Genomic DNA, 20,117 nt, shown 5'->3' with positions numbered 1-20,117 from the left:
GCGATTTTATTCATGTTCGGGTGTGGCTAAAAAGCGGCGCTGATGCGAACGGACGGAGATAAGGGTTTAATCCAAGATGAGTGTTGCAGAGACAGCACAATCGTTACCGGGAAGACACGGGTTGGCTTACCGCGATACCCTCGTGAATATGACAATCCACAACTTTAGATTTCAACTCTGCTACGGAACACCAAAACGCGGGTCTCGGGAACGGAGCGTGCCTCACCTGAGTCGCGGCGGCCCGCAGTACCAACACCGTCATCCTGAGGCGGGACTGATGAGCGCCAAGCGCCCAGCTCAATCCGTCAGGTCGAGCCGCATGAACTGGTTGTGCGGGCTTGCCTCATAGTCGGCGAACGGCGCGCAGGAGACAAAACCGGCGCTGCGGTAGAGCGAGATGGCGGGCGCGTGCAGGGCTGCCGTGCCGGTCTCCAGGCTGAGGTGCACGTAGCCCCGCCTGCGGGCTTCGGCGATGATATGACTCAGCAGTGCGCGCCCTACCCCGGTGCCCCGTGCAGCGGGAGCGGCACGCATCGACTTCACCTCGCCATGCGTATGATCCAGCTCCTTCAGCGCACCGAACCCGAGCAGGACATCGTCCTGCCAAGCCGTCCAGAAGGTCACGGTGGCAGCCGAAAGGCCGGTGGCATCGAGAGCGAAGGCGCGCTCGGCCATGACGCTGCGCAGCTCCTCGAGATGATGTGCCAACAAGTCGGCGACATAGGGCGCCGTCGGATCGTCTCGTCGGATCTCCACCTCATCCCCCTGCTGTCGCACGCGTGCCACCGTTTAAGCACAGGTGACACGCCCGCGGCATAGCCATGATCGGTGCTATTCCCAAGTCAGCGCACCACCATTCTGGTATTCGATGACGCGGGTCTCGAAGAAGTTCTTCTCCTTCTTCAGGTCCATTGCCTCGGACATCCACGGGAATGGGTTCTCGACCTCGGCGAACACCGGAGCGAGCCCGATCTGCGCACAGCGGCGGTTGGCGATGAAGTGCATGTACTGCTCGCAGAGCGCGGCATTCAGCCCAAGGAAGCCGCGCGGCATCGTATCGCGTCCGTAGGCGGCCTCCAGCTCGGCTGCGTCGCGGATCATGCCGCGAATCTCGTCCTGGAACGCCGCCGTCCACAGATGCGGGTTCTCGATCTTGATCTGGTTGATCACGTCGATGCCGAAGTTGAGATGGATGCTCTCGTCGCGCAGGATGTATTGATACTGCTCGGCGATGCCGACCATCTTGTTGCGGCGGCCGAGCGACAGGATCTGCGCGAAGCCGGTGTAGAACCACATCCCCTCGAACACGACATAGAAGGCGACGAGATCGCGCAGGAAGGCGCGGTCGCTATCCGGCGTCCCCGTCTGGAACGACGGATCGTCCAGGTGCTGCGTGTGCTTGAGCGCCCAGGCCGCCTTGTCCGTGATCGACGGCACCTCGCGGTACATGTTGAACAGCTCGCCTTCGTCGAGGCCGAGGCTTTCCACGATATACTGGAAGGTGTGGGTGTGCACCGCCTCCTCGAAGGCCTGCCGAAGGAGGTACTGCCGGCACTCCGGATTGGTGAGGTGTCGGTAGATCGCCAGCACGATGTTGTTGGCGACGAGCGATTCAGAGGCTGCGAAGAAGCCGAGATTGCGCTTGATCGCGCGCCGCTCGTCCTCGGTCAGCCCGTCCCGCGACTTCCATAGCGCGATGTCGGCCTGCATCGAGACTTCGGTCGGCATCCAGTGATTGTTGCAGCCTGAGAGATACTTCTCCCAGGCCCATTTGTACTTCAGCGGAAGCAGCTGGTTGACGTCGGCGCGGCAGTTGATCATCCGCTTCTCGTCGACCGAGACGCGGCCGCCGGCGCGATCGATCGCGCCTAAGCCGGTCGGGTCGGCCGGCTCGAGCTTGAGCTGGGTCTGCGGACGCAGTGCGGTGGCGAGACTTGAGACGGCAGGAGCGGCCGCTGTGGTTTCGGTATCGGACCAGTCGAGCATCGTCATCTCCTCACTGGCACGCTTCGCATTCGGGATCGTCGATCCGGCAGGCCTTGATGCCGTCGAGGTCCGGCACCGCAGAGGTCGGTATCATGATCGGCGCGTGCGACACCGCCACAGACGCGGACACCGCATTGAGCTTTCCATCGGTGCCCTTCAACGTCGATTTCTCGACATGCGTGGCGCTGCGCGAGCGCAAATAGTAGGTCGTCTTCAAGCCGCGCCGCCAGGCCAGCCGGTAGAGCGCATCGAGCTTCTTGCCGGAGGGATTGGCGATGTAGATGTTGAGCGACTGCGACTGGTCGATCCATTTCTGCCGGCGCGCGGCCGCCTCGATCAGCCAGGCGCTGTCGATCTCGAAGGCGGTGGCGTAGAGCGCCTTCAGATCGTCAGGAACGCGGTCGATCTGGCCGACGCTGCCGTCGAAATATTTGAGGTCGGAGACCATCACCTCGTCCCAAAGCCCCCTCGCCTTGAGGTCGCGCACCAGGAACTCGTTCACGACCGTGAAGTCGCCGGACATGTTCGATTTCACGAACAGGTTCTGATAGTTCGGCTCGATCGACTGCGAGACGCCGCAGATGTTGGAGATCGTCGCCGTTGGCGCGATCGCCATGACGTTCGAGTTGCGCATGCCGCTGGACGTGACCTTCTTGCGGAGGCGATCCCAGTCGAGTGTTGCGGAGCGATCAACGTCGAGACCACCGCGCGCGTCGGCGAGAAGCTGGATGGAGTCGAGCGGCAAGACGCCCTTCGACCACAGCGAGCCCTCGAAGCTCGGATAGCGTCCGCGCTCCGCGGCAAGATCGGACGACGCTTCGATCGCGTGGAACGAGATTGCCTCCATGCTGGTGTCGGCGAACGTCACGGCCGCGTCGGACGCGGTCGGAATGCGCTGGATCTGAAGCGCTTCCTGAAATCCCATCAGGCCGAGACCGACGGGTCGATGACGCATGTTGGAGCGACGCGCTTCGGGGATCGTGTAGAAATTGATGTCGATGACGTTGTCGAGCATCCGTACTGCTGTCGTCACCGTCCGCTTCAGCTTGGCCTGGTCGACACCATCAGGCCCGACATGGTTGAGCATGTTGACGGAGCCGAGATTGCAGACCGCGACCTCGTCGCCCGAGGTGTTCAGCGTGATCTCGGTGCAGAGGTTCGAGGAATGGATCACGCCCGCGTGGCGTTGCGGCGAACGCAGATTGCAGGGGTCCTTGAAGGTGATCCAGGGATGACCGGTCTCGAACAGCATCGTCAACATGCGACGCCAGAGGTCGCTCGCGCGCACGGTCTTGAAGACGCGCATGCCGCCGGCTTTCGCCTTGGTCTCATAGGCCTCGTAAGCCGTCTTGAACGCCTCGCCGTAGAGACCGTGCAAATCGGGCGTCTCGTCCGGCGAAAACAGCGTCCATTCGCCGTCGATATCGACGCGCTGCATGAACAGGTCCGGCACCCAATTGGCGGTGTTCATGTCGTGGGTGCGGCGGCGGTCGTCGCCGGTGTTCTTGCGCAGGTCAAGGAACTCCTCGATGTCGACGTGCCAGGTTTCCAGATAGGCGCAGACGGCGCCCTTGCGCTTGCCGCCCTGGTTGACGGCAATCGCGGTATCGTTGGCGACCTTCAGGAATGGAATAATGCCCTGGCTCTCGCCGTTGGTGCCCTTGATGTGGGCGCCGAGGCCGCGAACCGGCGTCCAGTCGTTGCCGAGACCGCCGGAATATTTTGCCAGCAGTGCGTTGTCCTTGATCGACTTGAAGATGCCGTCGAGGTCGTCCGAGACTGTTGTGAGAAAACAGGACGACAATTGCGGACGCAGCGTACCCGAATTGAACAGCGTCGGCGTCGAGGCCATGAAGTCGAACGATGACAGCAGATCGTAGAACTCGATCGCCTTGGCCTCTCGGTCGATCTCGCGCACCGCAAGACCCATCGCGACGCGCATGAAGAAAGCTTGCGGCAGTTCGATCCGCTTGCCGCGGACGTGCAGGAAGTAGCGGTCGTACAGCGTCTGGAGGCCGAGGAACTGGAAGTTCAGGTCGCGCTCGGGCTTGAGTGCAGCCGCGATCCGGCCGAGGTCGAAGCGGGCCAGTTCAGGATCGAGCAGTTCGGCAGCGATGCCGGTCTTCACGTAGGCCGGGTAATATTCGGCATAGCGCACAGCCATATCGGCCTGCGAGGCGAAGGTCGGCCCGGCATGGACATAGGACAGCACCTCGCCGCGGAGCTTGTCCAGCAGCAGGCGCGCACTGACATAAGCATAATTCGGCTCCTGCTCGACCAGCGTGCGTGCGGCCATGATCGAGGCCAGCGCCAGTTCGTCCTGGCTGATGCCGTCGTAGAGATTGCGGGTGGTCTCGGTGAGCACGGGTGCCGCGGAGACGCCGTCGAGACCGGCGCAGGCTTCGCCGATAATCAGCGCAAGCCGCTTGGTGTCGAGACCAACGCGCGAACCGTCGGCGAGCGTGACATGAAGTGCCGGCGCGACAGCGGGCGTCGCTTCCGCGGCCGCCTCCTCGGCGCGCTGGCGCGACCGCTCCTCGCGGTACAGCACATAGGCGCGTGCGACCTTGTGGTGCTCGCTCCGCATCAAGGCGAGCTCGACCTGGTCCTGCACATCCTCGATATGGAAGGTGCGTCCCTCGCCTGCCCGCCGCATCAACGCAGCGACGACTTCGGCCGTCAGCTGCTCCACGCTCTCATGGACGCGGCGCGAGGCGACCGCACTGGTGCCTTCGACCGCAAGAAACGCCTTGGTCATGGCGACCGCGATCTTCGCGGAATCGAACGGCGAGACCTTGCCGTTGCGACGGATGATCTGCATGGCCGGCTCGCTCGAAGCAGGCGCAAGCGATTGTGGACGCAAATGAACGATGGGTGCGGAAGCGGTGTCCGCGTCGTGCAGGTTGAGTGACATCAAAGGGCCCCGTGATGCGCGCGTTGTGTTTGAACGGGGCTGTAAGGAAGGACGCTGCAGAAACGCCGGCGGCAGAGTTGCCGGGCGGTGCGTGCAAGCGACCGCCGGACACCCCGCCCGTGGACGTTCAGATCGTCGCGGCAGGTCTCCTGGCTCGCAGGTCGTCGCCCACTTCCCGTCTTCCCGGCGCGAAAGGCACCAGTGACGATTGTTCGGAAGCAGCTCGCTGCTGACAGTTGCGGGGGCAGCGCCGGAATTCCGCGCTCTCGCGCGGTTCACCGGCTTCCCTCTTAGCCACTAAATCTTGCGATCCAGCGGAACCGTGACGCCCACATGTGGTGACATATGCAGCCGGGTGTCAACGATTCGTTGCGGGCCGGAAGCGGTGTTCCCTGTGGAATGCGGGAGTTCCCGCCTGGCTCGCGCAACCCTTGGGATGACGCACATCCAGCATTACGCGTTCCGCATCGCGCGCCCGAACGGATCGACCAGGCGGACGATCTCGCAGGCGGCGACGAGGCCGGCGAGCCAGACGGCGCTGGTCAGCCCGATGCGCGTCACGATGGCCGCAGTGAACGCGCCCTCTCCGCCAAGGAACGGCGTCGCGGCAAGCAGCGCGAGCTCATAGGCGGCGTAGGCGGCGACGAGCGCGATGGCCAGCATCAGCGGCGTGCGGCCCTGCGGCAGCAGGCGGAGAACGGTCGATGCCGCTGCCGTCGACAGCAACGCGGCAGCACCGATGACAAAGCCCCAGGCGATGGTGCTGCCATCGATGGGATAGTGCAGCACGCCAAAGCCGATGGTCTGGTTCACGAGCCAGGCGCCGGTGACGACGAGCAGCGCCGGACGCATCGGCAGCATCGCGGCGGCGACGACGGCGAACGCCGCAAACGGCGTCGCGCAGGCAAGCGCGAAGCTCGCGAGCGCGCATGACACCGTCAGCAGTGCAAAGCAGAACATCGGCGCGAGGCGCGACGCGACCGGATGAAGGCGGAAACGGTCGGCGTGGGGCGGCAGGATGGTGACAGTCATGGAACGATCTCCTTGCGGGATTTGTAGCACATTTTTGCTGAAACGCGGCATCACGTCTGACTCAGTGAAGAGCCTCCATGGGATCTTCAGTCTCGGCTGGATCGCGCCGGTCGTAGGCGGCAAGCCAGGCGGCGAGTGCCGCCGTGTGCGGCTCCTTGGCCGCCAATTGGCGCAAGGCCACGCGAACGGTGGCGCGCGCTGTGCGATCGGGCGGAAGCGTCGCCATCTCAGGTCCCCGCCCCTTCGCGACCGCGTCGACCACGGCCCTCTTGCACACCGTTAGCTCCGGCAGCCCATAGAGCTCGAGCAGCGCCTGGAAGGCTGCGTGATGATCCGGCCGAAAAGCGCGCTTGCGGCCGAGCTGATCGCGGAGCGGATGGGCCGGATAGAGATGCGCGCAGGGGATCCACCCCTCAGGCAGCGGCTCGGTGGCGGCATGGGTGCGGCGATGCGCGAGCAGCTTTGGCAGGACGTGGGTGTGCGGGCCGTCAGGGCTTCGCCCACCCGGCGGCGGGATCGGCTGGAATACCTCGGCGCGCCCGATGCGGCTGATGAAGACGCGGTGCGGATTGGCGGCCAGAATGATCCGCATGGCGTCGCTTTCGGGCGCGAACACGGATTGGCCCGTGCGGCTCCTGAGCGCGGCGACGGCATCGGCATCGCTGACGCGGATGCAGGCGTCGATCTGCAACGTTCCGAGACCAAGGTCGAACAGGATGCCGCTGCGATCCCTCGTCAGGAGCGCCTCGACATCCGGACCGAGCTCGGTCAGCACGGTACGACCACTCATGGCGCTGGCTTCATGCGGAAGACACAGCGCGATGCGGTGGCTCCAGCTCTCCGTGGTCGGCGATTCCGATGCGATCAGGCGCAGATCCGGGTGGGAGACAACGCGTATCCCACCCTTCTGCGTCACGGCGCTGATCCCGTTGCGAGACTGCTCCATATCGAGGGCCTCACCGGGCTCGCGTGTGAACTCGGCAATGGCACCGAACGTGCCGACGCTCCAGCCGGCCTCAGCGTCGGCAAGCTGGCTTGCGATCAGGTCCATGAGCGGATCGGCCGTCGTCATGAGGCTTCTCTCTCTCTCTCTCTCTCTCTCTCGCTATCTGACGTCGTAATTCGCCAGCCGAATGCCGCCATAGACGCCCAGTCCCGGCTGCAGAAAGCCGGTCGGATTTTGATAGTGCACATTGGCGAGATTATCGACCCGGCCAAACACCTTCACCTGGTCGGTGACCAGATATTCGGCCGCCACATTGACGACGGTGTAGGCCGGAGCCAGCAGACGCGGAATGCTGAAGTCGCGGTTGCCATCGACGAAACTCCCGACGTGCAACACGGTTGCGGACAATGTGAGCGGGTCGATCGGATTCCAGATGACATTTGCGCTCCACTTCTCCTTCGGACGCCTCAGCAGCTCCAGTCCCGCCGTTGCATCCACTGCGCGGGTAAAAGTGTAGTCGGCACGAACGCGAAGCCGGTCGGTGATCGCAGCCGCGACGAAGCTCTCCGTGCCCTCCGTGATCGCCTTGCCGATATTGGTGCTGGTGCTCGTGAACGTCACGGGATCGAACGTGCTCTGGATCAGGTCGGTAATGTTGTTACGGAAGTAGGTCGACCCGAAGCGGACACGATCGCCAAACAAGGGTTGCTCGAAGCCGGCGTCGTATCCGACGCTTTCCTCGGGCCTGAGGTTGGGATTTGCAAAGAAGAAGAACGCGGGAAAGCTGACGTAAAGCTGGTTGAGCGTCGGCGCCTTGAACCCCGTGCCGTAGCTTCCCTTGAACTTCGTATCCGTGACCGGCACGATCACGGCAGACGCCAGACGAAAGGTCGGATGCTCTCCAAACCGCTCGTTGTCGTCCTGCCGGACATTGGCCGTGAAGAAGATGCGATCCCGGAACTGGGACTGCAGCTCCATATATCCGGCCTTGTTGACGTTTTGCGCCGAAACCGTCGCCGTTTGCAGTGTTTCGGTCTCATGCTCCGCGCCAATGATGACATTGTTGTTGGGCGCGAGCTGGGTCGTGGTGTGCCAATCATACTTGACGCGGTCGCCGGTCGTGATCGTGGCCATCGCGTCGCCGGGCGAGATGTTGTAGTTCCAGTGATTGGTGTAGTTGACGCCGAAATAGCTTTTCATCCGGTCGTCGAGAGCGGACCAGACCGCCTCCCCGCGCGTGAAGAGCTGGTGCACCGTCTGCGTGCTTTGCGCGGCCGCGGGAAAGCTCGCGGATGTGACGGGATCGAAGGTGTCTCCGGTAAAGCGCAGGGTGGCGTCGGTGTACCGCGCCACGCTATTGAGCGTCAGGTTTTCGCTCAATTCGACGCCAAGCTTCGTCGAATAGGTCATGTTGTCGTAATAGTTGCCGATCGCCTTCTGCCCCGGCGGCAGCAATTCGACCGGCGTCACCGGCACGTCGTTCGCGTGGAAATGCGCGACGTTGAAGGCATAGTTGAAGTGGTCCTGTGAACCGCTCAGACCTGCAGTTTGATTGAACGTTCCGAACGAGCCTCCCTCGACCGAGCCGGTGGCGCGGGCGGGACCGTCGCCCTTCTTCGTCACGATGGAGATCACGCCACCCAGCGCGTCTGCGCCGTAGAGACCGCCCTGCGGACCGCGCAGGACTTCGATCTGCTGAATGTCGGAGGTGAGCAACTGGCCGAAATCAAACGAACGGTTCGGGTTGCTGGGATCGCTGACATCGATGCCGTCGATCAGGACCTTGGTGTGGTTGGAATTCGTTCCGCGCATGAAGATCGACGTCTGTCCACCCGGACCGCCGGTCTGCACGAGGTTCAGGCCAGGAACCGCGCTCAGCGCATCGGATGCGGTCCGGCGCTGATCGCGCTCCATGTCTCTGGCGGTCAGAACCGTCACCGAGCTCGCAACCAGATTGGTCGGAGTGACAACGCCCGTCGGACTGACGACGACCGTCGGAAACAGGTTGGCCGCGGATACCCCGGCAACCGGGGGCGACGCCGGCACCAGCTCGGGCTTCGGCAGCCGAGCGACGCGCCGCTGCTCGGGCTGGTCGGGCGCAGGCCGCGCGGCTCGCGGCTTGGCCGCACGCTCGGTCGGCGCGACCTCGACCGGCGGCAGCAGATCGGGCGATGCCGACTGCTGGGCCTGGGCAATGGACAGATCGAGCGAATACAGGGAAACGAACGCGACAACGCCGGCGCGGAAGCGCCTGGCGGCAAAGACAATACGGGACACTCTTGTAACCTCGGTATGACGTCAGTGGCACGTCACAGCGAACGAGGTTTCACGGCGGAGCGTTCGATTGCTCCGGTGAAGCTAATGTCTGTACTCCCCGACCGACATCTTCGCGTGTGACCACGGCTGACGGCAGGTCTCCTGGCTCGCGGGTCGTTACCTTACGTCGCCTTCCCAGGACCGAGATTCCCAGTGGCATATGACGAAAGATTCGCCGCTTACAGTTGCGGGGGCAGCCGTGGCGTTGAGAATATCCCGGTATCGGGAAAACCTCGCACCACGTTCCCTTTTGATCTCCGTGAGGAGAACCGTCACCAGCCAATCTACGGGGCGGGCAAGCGAAGAGTCAATCGGCCGGTTGCATCACGGTCAGAGCGCCGCACCGGAGATTGAGCCGGCGCAATCAGGCCGGCTCCCGCTCCGAACGCGTCCTGATCATCGCCCGCTCGCCGGCATCGACGAGCTGGCCGATGCCGGTGCGGCCTGTGAGCGCGCAGCGGATGATGTTCTCGGCAACGGACCTGCGAAAGCAATGGTCCTCGCCGACCGGGCGATTGCGGCAGACCCGATCCAGCGCCAGCTTCATGTTGATCCGGGTGCGGGTGTCGAAATGCTCGCTGATCATTCGCAGGGCCTCGATGCGTTGATGTCGGAGCGGAAACGCGTCGGCGTAGGCCGGGTTCCAAAAAACGGACCGCGCAAGGCGTTGCGCAGAGCCGACTACGCCCGATCTCTTGGTCCTGTGACGGGCGGGCTACGCCCGCCCTCTTGGCCGCTGGGCCTGAGCCCAGGCCGCGGTGACGTCGCGCAGCGGAGCGTCGATGCGCCGGATCGGGGTCAGTTCACCGGAGGCCGAGATGATGGCGATCTCCTCGCGGCGACAGCGCGGGCATACGAAGCGGACCTCGTGCGGCGACGCCGACCAGCTCGAACGTTTGACGTTGGCCGCCATCGGCCATGCATCGCAATGCGAGCACGACACCAGGAACCGACCGGGATCGAGCATACCCATTCCATAGGACTCCGCGTCCTGCCTGCCCCTTCAATGACTAACCCATGTGAATCGTTCCGGTGCCCGAGCACCGTCTGCTCCTCAGCTTCAGGCAGCGCCGCCGCTCAGTGCGCGCCCTTGAGGGTGCATGACGTGGTGCAGGTGACGGTGTTGCCGTGGTCGCACGCCTTGCAGGCGGCAACGCACTGGTTCATGTCGCGGGGATTGTAGGACGTGTAGCTCCGCATCGCACAGACCGGGGTCGAGCCGGTGATGTCCTGCTCCTGGTTGCAGGCGGCCGTCATGAGCGCGAAGATGAGGACTGCGAGAAGGCGCATGGGATTGCCCTGGTGAGGAGCGGCAAAGCGACGTCAGCGAGATGCGCTGCACCGCAACGGACCTCGGCATTCCCAATGCGAGCAATCATGATCGCGACGCTCGCATCCCGAAGGATGCGCGCCAAACATTAAGAACGGATTGCAGGTGGCGTCAGGCCGCGGCCTTGGTCGCGATCGCCTTCCGCATATCCACCGCCAGCTGACGGTACTGCTCCGAGAGTCTCAGATAGAACTCGCGCTTGGTGCTGTCGGTGGCGAGCTTGGCAATCAGCTCGCATTCGGCGGTGAGCGTCTCGAACCGTTCCAGCCTGTCATGAAGTTCTGTCATCGGCGTGTCCCCATCAAACGCCACAAGGGACGTCAAACCTAAGCCTGAGAAATAGGTCACGGCGAACATCGTTATCGAGTAGAAACGTTTTTTCCAGCAAGGGCGGTGCAAGCCCGGCAAGGACGGCTATTTCTGCTCCAGCCGCCAGGCGCCGTCCCAATTGGCGTCCGGCGGATTGGCTTCGAACTGCGCGATGCGGCCGAGCAGCGTGCGCGAGGGACCGTCGCCGGGCACGGCTTCGAGCGCTGCATTGAACGCGGCGCGAGCCTCGTCGAAGCGCTGCGCGCGGTAGGCGGCGAGGCCTTCGGCGTAGCGTGCGCGCAGGCTCTCCTGCGGGACGCTGAGCCCGTGCGCCTTGCTCATCACCTCGAAAATGGCCTGCGATGCGCTTTGGCCGGCCACCGCCAGACGATCGATCTCGCGCAGCTCGAGGTTCGAGCCGATCGCGTCCGCCGTGGCCTGCGCGATCAGGATCCGCGTGCCGTAGATCTTGTTGACCAGTTCGAGCCGCGAAGCGAGGTTCACGGCATCGCCCATCACGGTGAAGCTCATCATCAGCTCGGAGCCGATGCTGCCGGTCAGGACCTCGCCGGTGGCAATCCCGATGCGCAGATCGCAAGGGCCTGGCATGGCGCGGATGCCGAGCAGGTCAGGCAATTGCTTCTGCAACGCCGGCACCTCATCGGCCATGTCGATGGCGGCGTAGCAGGCGAACAGCGCCGGCTCGTCCTCCTCAATGAAGGGAGGGCCCCAATAGGCCATGATGGCATCGCCGATATATTTATCGATGACGCCGCGATGGCTCCGGATCGGCGCGGACATCACCGTGAAATAGTGGTTCATCACCTTGACGAGGCCACGCGGGGTCATGCCCTCGCTCATCGAGGTGAAGCCGCTCATGTCGGAGAACATGATCGTCATCACCCGGCGCTGGCCGTCGATGGCGACCTCCGGGCGGTCGATCAGCCCCTGCGCCACCTTGGGATCGATATAGCGGCCAAAGGTCTCACGGATCCGCTCGTTGTGCCGCAGCTGCTCGATCATGCGATTGAAGGCGGCGGCGAGTTCGCCGATCTCGTCCTGGGTCGAGACCGTGATGGTCTTGTCGAAGCGACCCGCCTCGACCTCGCGGGTGCCGGCGAGCAACAGCCGCACCGGTCGCGTGATGCCACTGGAGACGAGGAGCGCGAAAGCAAATCCGACCACCGCCGCGAGGATGGTGACGATGCCCGAAATGATCATCGCCTGGCGCTGGCGACCGATCACTGTCGCCGTACTGGCGAAGACCTGCTTCAGCATGTCGGCGCGGATCGCGTCGATCTTCTGGTTGAACTGGTCGCGTATGGTGTCGAGATGCTCAAGGGTCCCGCGCGCCTCCGTCATCTGCTTGCCTTCGACCTGCTTGAGGAGTTTTGCGTGGTCCTCATTCATGTCGTGACGCAGCTCGGTGAGAGCGGTTTCGATGCGGGTCTCGATCCGCGCCAGCCCGGCATTGTCGGAAGGCGTCCTCTTGTCGTCGATGATCGCGTTGATGTGCGTGCGCGCGGCCTCGCCTTCCTCGTCGATCTTCCGATCGGCCTCCTCGAATTCGCGCAGGCGCGCCGCATAGGCCTCCTCCTCCGAGGGTGCCTGCATCTTCATCATGACCATCCGCCGCAGCGCCACCGAGCGCTCCAGCGAGCGGATGTTGGCGCGCGCCAGATGGCCGTAGGCCGGAATGTAGCGATCGGTCAGCTCGTCGAGCAGGACGCCGACCTGGCTCGACATCACCATCGAAAGAATCGCGGTGACCAGCATCAGGACGATCAATCCGAGGGCGATCCCGACGATCTTGCGCCTGATCGACTGGTTGAAAAGTGGCATGAGCGGTGGGGGTAAGAGCTGAAAGGACCGGTTGGGAACTCAATACACCGGTTTTGGCGGCGGGAACACGCGCAATCTGGCCCGTGCGACGCCCCTGACCGCGCGCAACCGTCGCGCGAGCCCTATTCGTTAACAAAGGTTGAAGGCATTGCCCTTTCCGCCATTTCGGAAGTTCCCGAGTTCCCATCGGTATTTTGCCGCATTGTTGAAGGAGCGTGAGGACTGCGAAACGATGTCGTGGCATCGTTTTGGGTGTCGTCTTTGATTCTCAAGCCGCATGTCGTCGCGGACCTTGGTTTGTAGTGGTTTCGCAGGGGGACCATCGAATGAACCAGTGCCTACGCTCGCTCGCGTGTGTCGTTGCCGTGGCCGCATTGGCCCTTCTTCCTGCCGAGCTGGCAGCGAAGAGCAGTCACAAATCGTCGGCGTCAAAGAAAACGCATGAGACGAAAGCCGGCGGCAAGCAGCGCCATGTTGCGGTCAAGTCGCGCCATGGCAAGCACGCCGAGGCCAAGCGCAAGTCGAAGAAGGACGACGAGCCCTCGGACAAGCCGGCGCCGCCGCCGCTCACCGGCGACCTAGCCGCGCTGAAGGACGCCATCGATCTCGCGCGCAAGGGCAAGACCGACGATGCGAGCGCCGCGCGCGACCGCATTGCCGATCCGGCCGGACAGAAGCTCGCCGACTGGTTCATGCTCCGCCATTCCGAGAGCACGGCACCTTTCAAGCGCTATGCCGCCTTCCTCGCCGCCAATCCGGACTGGCCGAGCAGCGCCCTGCTCCGCCGCCGCGCCGAAGCGCGGCTGTGGCAGGAGAAGAGCGACGCGGCGGCCGTGCACAAGTTCACGATGGACCGGCCGACCAGCGCCAAGGGCAAGTTCGCGCTCGCCCGCGTGCTCCTGGGTGAAGGCGACAATGACAGGGCTACGCGCCTGGTGCGCGAGGCCTGGCGCACGGACGAATTGTCCGAGCGCAGCGAGGAGGATTCCTACGAGGCGTTCCGCGATCTCCTGACCGCTGACGATCATCGCGCCCGCATGGACAAGCGCCTCGGCGCCAAGGACTACGCCGGTGCAAGGCGCGCGGCCAAGCGGATCGGCGAAGACGCGCTCGCGATCGTCAAGGCCTGCTCGGCCGTCACCGGCAAGGCCAACAAGGCCAAGGATTATCTTGAGGACGTCTCGACCGAAGCACGCCGCGATCTCGGCTATGTCCTGTGCCGCGCGCAGTGGCATCTCCAGAACGACCGCATCGACGACGCTGCCGAGGTGATCCTGGCCGCCGCGCCCGACACGATGGCGGCCCAGGACACCGATGCCTGGTGGCGCGAGCGGCGCCTGCTCGCGCGAAAGCTTCTCGACCAGGGCAAGTTCAAGACCGCCTACGACGTGGTGCGCGCGGCGGCGGTGCCCGTGATGGAAGTCTATCGCGTCGACTACCACTTCATGTGCGGCTGGATTGCGCTGCGCTATCTCAACGATCCCAAGGCGGCCATGGTGCATTTCGCCGCGATCGACGAAGGCTCGGCCAATCCGATCGCGCTGTCGCGTGCGCATTACTGGCGCGGCCGCGCGGCCGAGGCGATGGGGGCGACGGCGGATGCCCGCATGAGCTATCAGGCGGCGGCGCGCTATCCGACCGCCTATTACGGCCAGCTCGCACGCGCCAGGCTCGGCGTCGACGGGATCGAGCTGCGCCCGCCCTCGCCCGTGCTGGCCGCGGCCGACACGCAGCCCGCGGACGAGCGCGTCCGCGCCGCCGAGATGCTCTACGGCATCGGCGAGCGCGACATGGTGTTCTATTACGCCGAGGATTTTGCCAAGGAGAGCACCGACGTCGCAGCCCTGGAAGCGCTCGGCGAGCTCGCCGGCCGGCGCAACGATGCGCGCGTGATGCTGGAGGTCGGCAAGTCGGCGCTGGCCCGCGGGCTTGCGCTCGACCATTACGCCTTCCCGACCATCGGCATTCCCGAGCACAAGCAGGTCGCGCCCGCGATCGAGACCAGCGTGATCTATTCGGTGGCGCGCACCGAAAGCTCGTTCGACCAGCGCGACAAGTCACCCGCCAACGCGGTCGGCCTCATGCAGGTGACGCCGGAGGCGGGCCGCGATACCGCAAAGCGCTTTGGCCTGACCTATGACTGGGACAGGATGGTGTCCGATCCCGTCTACAACACGCAGATGGGCGCGGCCGAGCTCAGCGCGCTGCTGTCGGAATATCGCGGCGACCAGATCATGACCTTCGCGGGCTACAATGCCGGCCGCGGCCGGGTGCGCGAATGGGTGCAGGCGCGCGGCGACCCGCGCGACCCCAAGGTCGATCCGGTCGACTGGGTCGAGCGCATCCCGCTGTCGGAGACACGCAACTACGTCCAGCGCGTGATGGAGAATGTGCTGGTCTACCGCGCCCGGTTCGAGGGCAGCGGCACGGCCACGGCGAAGTCCGAGCAACGCGTCACGACGCACGAAGTCAGCGCGGCACCCACGGCAGCGGCCGCAGCCGCCGCGCCCTAGCTTCGCAACGCCGGGGCTGGACGCGGCGCGAAGCTGGATGCAGTGACTGCGGCCGCCGACTCTGCGCGGCCCGCATCGTTAGGCTAGCCGTCACCTCCTTCCGTGGTCAGAAGGTTCGTGCGCGCGCAGAAATGCTTCCGTCAGCGCGCCCGAGAGCGCGCCGAATTGCATCATCCAACTCCAGCTCGAAATGGCCGCCAACACCGTAACCATCTCGAGCGAACTGCGGTAAGGCCAGAGCGCTTCCATGCTCGTCTGCTGATATCTGCGGTAGCAATCATACTCGCAGTACTGCCGTTGCGTGGACACATGCCGGACGTAGCTCGAGCCCAGCGGCCGGGCGCACGCGCTGCAGGAGACGCCATGATGCGGTTGGTCCTGGTTGACGAGCATGAATTTCAACGTTCTGTCCTCCCCTGCCAGCAGTCGCATCGGCCGATGCGCCTCGCCCACCCGTCAGCTCAAGACGCCGCTTGCGCTCGCCTCTCGATCAACGGCGCCGCTTCATGATGGAGCGCGTAACACTCGTAGCCGCAATAGGGCAGCAGCGTCTTCGCGTCGCGCAGATAGCCGCCGCTGATCTCCTCGCAGCACCATAGACAGAATGTCTTGCGGAAAGGGGTCCTGCCGTTCACCAATATGAATCTCACGTGGCACCTCCCAACGCGAAGCAGTAGACCGTGTCGACAAGAGAGGCGGACGGCGGCGGCGCGCAAAGATGGTTGCGGCCGTCGGGATTGTCCCTGTTTCGCTCGACCTTCTGGGATGGAATGAGGATGTACTTCCCGTCTTCCCGGCGCCGCGCGTAGATCCGGCCGTCGACGTATCGCACCTCGGTCGGGTAGCAATCCGCACTGTTGCAGCAGCTGAGCACAGGATTATCGGGCATGTGCCAGCTGGAATAGAACTTCTCGTGCAGGAGCTGATCCTGGAGCGGATGATGACGATGTGCACCATCCTGTCCGAGCTCGTCGGCCTTCACCCCCGTTACCAACGGAAGCGGCAGCGCGATCATCAAGAGGAGCTTGCAAGCACGGTTCAGCACGCAGCCTCCGGTTCAGAATTGCCGAATGGAGCCGATCGAAGGGCTAATCCTCATGCCGCCTGAAATCGAAACAACCATCGGCGGTCGCGTTCGCGGCGCGCCCTGAAGCGATCGAGACATTTTCTGGAGCACAGCGGCGCTCGCCACGAATAATATCGGATCAGGCCAAACTTGCCGCTACAGACAGCGCAGGCCTTTGCAGCAGGGCCACGCTCGGAGTGTTCAGGCGTATCGCACATCATGCTCTCCTCCCGGCTCTCATGGTCGTGGCTTCGCGCGTACGCTGACGCCCGACCATCCACGCTCGTTACTGAAATGCGGCCTCTCAATCGCGACCAGCCAAGCGTGCGGCAGGTCGGGCAATGGACGCGGAGCTATCAGCAGCACATCGAGCCAATCGCCGGCTTGTGGCCTTGCACATCGCGTCCCTTCGATGGTTGTGAGACTAGTCCGCATGCAACGGACGACTCAATTGTACGGAGGTAAATGTGCGCTATGACTTGGGATGCGCGAGCTATACGTAGGTTTGTCCCGTAGTTTTCCGGGCCTTCGCCGCACCTTCGCAACGAGACGGCGCAAGGCCGGAAGGCTGCACGGCTGCCGCGAGTTTCGGCGCGAAGTTCTACTTTGGTCGGAGGGAATTGCTCCCCTGGTTGCAAAGTGCTCTACTTGCTTCGACCCCTGCGAGCCGGGACGCCCGCGATGATGCCTGGCCAAATCGCGAAATTTGGAAATTCGGCCGCACAATTGCTGCTCGGCGGCCTCGCGGCGCTTCGATCTTTCGGCACCGGCGAGAAGGACAGTCCCGCGGTCGGTGATGACTCGCGACAGGACATCATCGATCTACGCGACGCCGTGAAGCAGTGGCACGAGGTGTTCGAGCACAATCCGGTCATGTACTTCATGGTCGATCCGGCCGGGACGGTGCTCAACGTGAACACGTTTGGCGCCGCACAATTGGGCTACACGGCGGCCGAGTTGACCGGCCAATCCGTGCTGAACGTCTTTTTCGAGGAAGACCGCGATTTTGTCCGTCAATGCGTAGGGCTGTGCCTGGAAACCGTGGACCAGTCGCATACCTGGGAGATTCGCAAGATCCGCAAGGACGGCTCGGTTCTCTGGGTCCGTGAAAACGCCAAGGCGATGCTGCGCGGCGACGGCACGCCAGTCGTGCTGGTCGCCTGCGAAAACATCACCCAGCGTAAGGAGGCGGAGGATGCGCTGCGGCAGAGCGAGGCCTACCTCGCCCAGGCTCAGGAACTGAGCCGCACGGGCAGCTTCGGCTTGAGCCCCGCGACCGACGAGATCTTCTGGTCGAGGGAAACCTTTCGCATTTTCCAATGTGACCCGGCCATGCAGCCGAACCTGGGCTTCGTGTTTCAGCGCATCCATCCGGAGGACCGCGATGCGGTCCGCAAGACTCTTGATCGAGCCTTCCGCGAGGCGGAGGATTTCGACCATGAATATCGCCTGTTGATGCCGGATGGATCCATCAAATATCTCCATTCCGTGGCACGCGCGGTGAGACGTGCATCCGGGCGCATCGAGTTCGCCGGCGCTGTCACCGATGTCACGATTGCAAAGGAAACAGAGAAGAGGCTGCGCCGCAGTGAGGCCTATCTGGCCGAAGCCCAGCGCCTCAGCCATACGAGCAGCTGGGCCTGGGACGTGCGTCGTCAGGAGTTTGCCTACCGATCGGCTGAACTCTACCGCCTGTTCGGATTTGAGCCGGACCAGATCGATGTCCCGGCGCGGGCTTTCCAGCAACGGATCCTCGCCGATGACTTTCGACGAATTGCCGACGTGGAACGTCGCGCAATCCACCAAGGGGAGCCCTTCGAAATCGACTTTCGGATTGCGCGTCCGGACGGTTCGATACGACGTGTCCATACGGAGGGACATCCTGTCAAAGGCGGCGATGGCGATGTGATGGAAATCATCGGCACGCACGTGGACGTCACCGAGCAGTTCGCCGCAAAAGAAGCGCTGCAAAAGGCCTTTGACGAGCTCAAGCAATCCGAGCAGCGCTTCCGCGACTATGCCGAAACCGCATCGGACTGGTTTTGGGAGACTGGGCCGGATCACCGCATCACCCGGATATCGGAACACGCCGACACGGCCAGTCCGGTGCCGACCGGCTTGATCGGGCTGACCCGTTGGGACATTCCGCCCGATGCCGAGTTCGAGCCCGAGAAATGGGAGCAGCATCGCGCGGCGCTCGATGCCCACCTTCCGTTCCGCGACCTGGTTTACCGCAGCAGGGATCGCAACGGATCTCAGATTTACGTGCGTACCAGCGGCAAGCCCTTCCATGACGAGAATGGTAACTTCCTCGGCTATCGTGGCGTCAGCAGCGATGTGACAGCGGCGATCCGCACCGAGCAGGCCGAAGATGCCCTGCGCAAAGCGCAAGCCGAGCTCGCGCATGTCACGCGCATCACGACGCTCGGCGAGCTCACCGCCTCGATTGCCCACGAAATCAATCAGCCGCTCGCCGCCGTCATTTCCAATGCCGACGCCTGTATCGGTTGGCTCGGCCGCGACCCGGCCGATCTCGACGCTGCGCGCCGTTCCGTCGAGTGGATCGTCGAGGACGCCAATCGGGCCAGCGAGGTGATCCGCCGGATCCGGGCGCTCGCGAAAAAGACCGAAATCGAGATGGTCCCAGTCGACATCAATCAGGTCGTGAGGGAGGTGATGGCCCTCGTTCGGCGCGAGCTCGCTACCCATGCCGTGTCGGTGCGGATGGAGTTGTCGTCGGGCCTGCCCAACATTTGCGGCGATCGGATCCAGCTCCAGCAGGTGCTGATCAACCTCGTCATGAACGGGATCGAAGCCATGCAAGCCAATGTCGAGCTCCCGCGCGAGCTGGCAATTCGCTCCAGTCGAGACGGCGACGAGCACCTGCTTCTTACCGTGACGGATCGCGGTCTCGGCCTTGACAGCGACGTGACAGACCGCATGTTCATGCCGTTCTTCACCACAAAGTCGAGCGGCCTGGGGATGGGACTATCGATCTGCCGATCGATCATCGAGGCTCACGCGGGCCGGCTTTCGGCATTCCCAAATGAGGGAAGCGGTGCAACATTCCAGATTGCCCTGCCCTTCCCACACGAGGCCGCGTCGTGACCGACCACGCCAAGCCAACGCAGGCGCAGGCACAGGCGGGGGCCGATGATCCGATCGTCCTGATCGTCGATGACGATCCGTCGATGCGGCGGGCGCTCACCAATCTCTTCCAATCGGTCGGCCTCAGGGTGGAGGCCTTCGGCTCGGCGGCGGAGGTCATGGAAGCCAAGCCGCCGGTGGTCCCCAGTTGCCTCGTGCTCGACATCCGCCTGCCCGGCTCGAGCGGCTTCGACCTCCAGGCGGACCTCGTGAAGGCCGACATTCGCACGCCTATCATCTTCATCACCGGTCATGGCGATATCCCCATGACCGTCCGGGCCATGAAGAGTGGCGCCATCGATTTTCTGACCAAGCCGGTGCGCGACCAGGACATGCTGGACGCGGTCCAGGCTGCGATCGAACGCGATCGCAAGCGGCGCGATGCCGAGAAGTCGGTGTCGAGCGTGCGGACTCGCTTCGAAGGCCTGACGCCGCGTCAACGCGACATTCTCGCCCTGGTTGCGTCCGGCCTGATGAACAAGCAAGTCGCTGCCGAGCTTGGATTGGCTGAGATTACCGTCAAGATCTATCGCGGGCAGATCATGCGGAAAATGGGTGCGAAGTCATTGGCCGATCTCGTCAGAATGACCGAGGTGCTCGGAATTCCACGCCCGGGGGGAAAGGTGCAAACCTAAGTATGCTTTCCAAGGTCGCTCCGGGGGCCCATTTTCCGATGGGCGGCTGCGCCGCGCGCGGCCGCTCCCCGATCAGGAGCG

General features: G+C 63.7%; 17 protein-coding genes and 2 riboswitches. Of the genes, 3 read left to right on the top strand and 14 right to left on the bottom strand.

Annotated features, from left to right (window positions below):
* Window positions 1-297: 297 nt before the first annotated feature.
* From AB7Z56_RS20980 to AB7Z56_RS20930, 11 genes are all read right to left on the bottom strand, one after another.
* The gene (locus AB7Z56_RS20980) at window positions 298-756 is read right to left on the bottom strand and encodes a GNAT family N-acetyltransferase (protein WP_071913592.1); all 459 of its coding nucleotides are present in this window, start codon (window positions 754-756) and stop codon (window positions 298-300) included.
* A 75-nt stretch (window positions 757-831) separates the two neighbouring features.
* Window positions 832-1,986: a ribonucleotide-diphosphate reductase subunit beta gene (locus AB7Z56_RS20975; protein ID WP_063986348.1), complete on the bottom strand. Its 1,155-nt coding sequence runs from the start codon at window positions 1,984-1,986 to the stop codon at window positions 832-834.
* A 10-nt stretch (window positions 1,987-1,996) separates the two neighbouring features.
* A complete protein-coding gene (locus AB7Z56_RS20970) occupies window positions 1,997-4,900 on the bottom strand; it encodes a ribonucleoside-diphosphate reductase subunit alpha (protein ID WP_354123724.1) in 2,904 nt (967 codons plus the stop codon).
* 122 nt (window positions 4,901-5,022) lie between these two features.
* A riboswitch (cobalamin riboswitch) is annotated at window positions 5,023-5,240 on the bottom strand.
* 113 nt (window positions 5,241-5,353) lie between these two features.
* Window positions 5,354-5,932, bottom strand: coding sequence for a hypothetical protein (locus AB7Z56_RS20965; RefSeq protein ID WP_063983095.1), 579 nt, complete (start codon window positions 5,930-5,932; stop codon window positions 5,354-5,356).
* A gap of 61 nt (window positions 5,933-5,993) precedes the next feature.
* Window positions 5,994-7,004, bottom strand: a complete 1,011-nt coding sequence (locus AB7Z56_RS20960) for a DUF6925 family protein (RefSeq protein ID WP_354123723.1) — start codon at window positions 7,002-7,004, stop codon at window positions 5,994-5,996.
* Between the two features lie 33 nt (window positions 7,005-7,037).
* Entirely contained in the window at window positions 7,038-9,155 is a 2,118-nt protein-coding gene (locus tag AB7Z56_RS20955) for a TonB-dependent receptor plug domain-containing protein (RefSeq protein ID WP_354123722.1), read from the bottom strand.
* 114 nt (window positions 9,156-9,269) lie between these two features.
* Window positions 9,270-9,483: riboswitch (cobalamin riboswitch) on the bottom strand.
* Window positions 9,484-9,558: 75 nt separating this feature from the next.
* Window positions 9,559-9,780, bottom strand: coding sequence for a hypothetical protein (locus tag AB7Z56_RS20950; RefSeq protein WP_063986347.1), 222 nt, complete (start codon window positions 9,778-9,780; stop codon window positions 9,559-9,561).
* A 129-nt stretch (window positions 9,781-9,909) separates the two neighbouring features.
* Window positions 9,910-10,167 (bottom strand): hypothetical protein, encoded by a 258-nt coding sequence (locus AB7Z56_RS20945; RefSeq protein WP_354123721.1) that lies wholly within the window; start codon window positions 10,165-10,167, stop codon window positions 9,910-9,912.
* Between the two features lie 104 nt (window positions 10,168-10,271).
* Complete coding sequence (locus AB7Z56_RS20940; protein WP_354123720.1) at window positions 10,272-10,484, bottom strand: hypothetical protein; 213 nt, start codon at window positions 10,482-10,484, stop codon at window positions 10,272-10,274.
* A gap of 151 nt (window positions 10,485-10,635) precedes the next feature.
* On the bottom strand, window positions 10,636-10,812 hold the full coding sequence (locus tag AB7Z56_RS20935) for a hypothetical protein (protein ID WP_166341944.1): 177 nt from the start codon (window positions 10,810-10,812) through the stop codon (window positions 10,636-10,638).
* Window positions 10,813-10,938: 126 nt separating this feature from the next.
* Window positions 10,939-12,675, bottom strand: coding sequence for an adenylate/guanylate cyclase domain-containing protein (locus AB7Z56_RS20930; RefSeq protein WP_354123719.1), 1,737 nt, complete (start codon window positions 12,673-12,675; stop codon window positions 10,939-10,941).
* 326 nt (window positions 12,676-13,001) lie between these two features.
* Here AB7Z56_RS20930 and AB7Z56_RS20925 point away from each other — a divergent pair, with 326 nt between their 5' ends.
* Window positions 13,002-15,188 carry a lytic transglycosylase domain-containing protein gene (locus AB7Z56_RS20925; RefSeq protein ID WP_354123718.1) on the top strand — a complete coding sequence of 729 codons (2,187 nt, stop codon included), beginning with the start codon at window positions 13,002-13,004 and terminating at the stop codon, window positions 15,186-15,188.
* A 90-nt stretch (window positions 15,189-15,278) separates the two neighbouring features.
* Here AB7Z56_RS20925 and AB7Z56_RS20920 read toward each other — a convergent pair whose 3' ends face one another.
* The 3 genes from AB7Z56_RS20920 to AB7Z56_RS20910 all read right to left on the bottom strand — a co-directional run bounded on the left by AB7Z56_RS20920 (window position 15,279) and on the right by AB7Z56_RS20910 (window position 16,233).
* Window positions 15,279-15,581, bottom strand: coding sequence for a hypothetical protein (locus tag AB7Z56_RS20920; RefSeq protein WP_193560865.1), 303 nt, complete (start codon window positions 15,579-15,581; stop codon window positions 15,279-15,281).
* A gap of 68 nt (window positions 15,582-15,649) precedes the next feature.
* Window positions 15,650-15,838, bottom strand: a complete 189-nt coding sequence (locus tag AB7Z56_RS20915) for a hypothetical protein (protein WP_084795121.1) — start codon at window positions 15,836-15,838, stop codon at window positions 15,650-15,652.
* The gene (locus AB7Z56_RS20910; RefSeq protein WP_014495024.1) at window positions 15,835-16,233 is read right to left on the bottom strand and encodes a hypothetical protein; all 399 of its coding nucleotides are present in this window, start codon (window positions 16,231-16,233) and stop codon (window positions 15,835-15,837) included. Before AB7Z56_RS20910 ends, AB7Z56_RS20915 begins: the two co-directional genes overlap by 4 nt.
* Before the next feature lie 702 nt (window positions 16,234-16,935).
* Between AB7Z56_RS20910 and AB7Z56_RS20905 the strand changes: the two genes are divergently transcribed.
* Window positions 16,936-19,362 carry a PAS domain-containing protein gene (locus AB7Z56_RS20905; protein ID WP_283016628.1) on the top strand — a complete coding sequence of 809 codons (2,427 nt, stop codon included), beginning with the start codon at window positions 16,936-16,938 and terminating at the stop codon, window positions 19,360-19,362.
* On the top strand, window positions 19,359-20,036 hold the full coding sequence (locus AB7Z56_RS20900; protein WP_085404624.1) for a response regulator transcription factor: 678 nt from the start codon (window positions 19,359-19,361) through the stop codon (window positions 20,034-20,036). The genes AB7Z56_RS20905 and AB7Z56_RS20900 overlap by 4 nt, the downstream gene beginning before the upstream one ends.
* The last annotated feature ends 81 nt before the right edge of the window (window positions 20,037-20,117 follow it).

The sequence above is a fragment of the Bradyrhizobium sp. 482_C4_N1_8 genome, assembly GCF_052075965.1.
GTDB classification, from domain to species: domain Bacteria; phylum Pseudomonadota; class Alphaproteobacteria; order Rhizobiales; family Xanthobacteraceae; genus Bradyrhizobium; species Bradyrhizobium barranii.
This window is presented reverse-complemented; position numbering and strand designations above follow the sequence as displayed.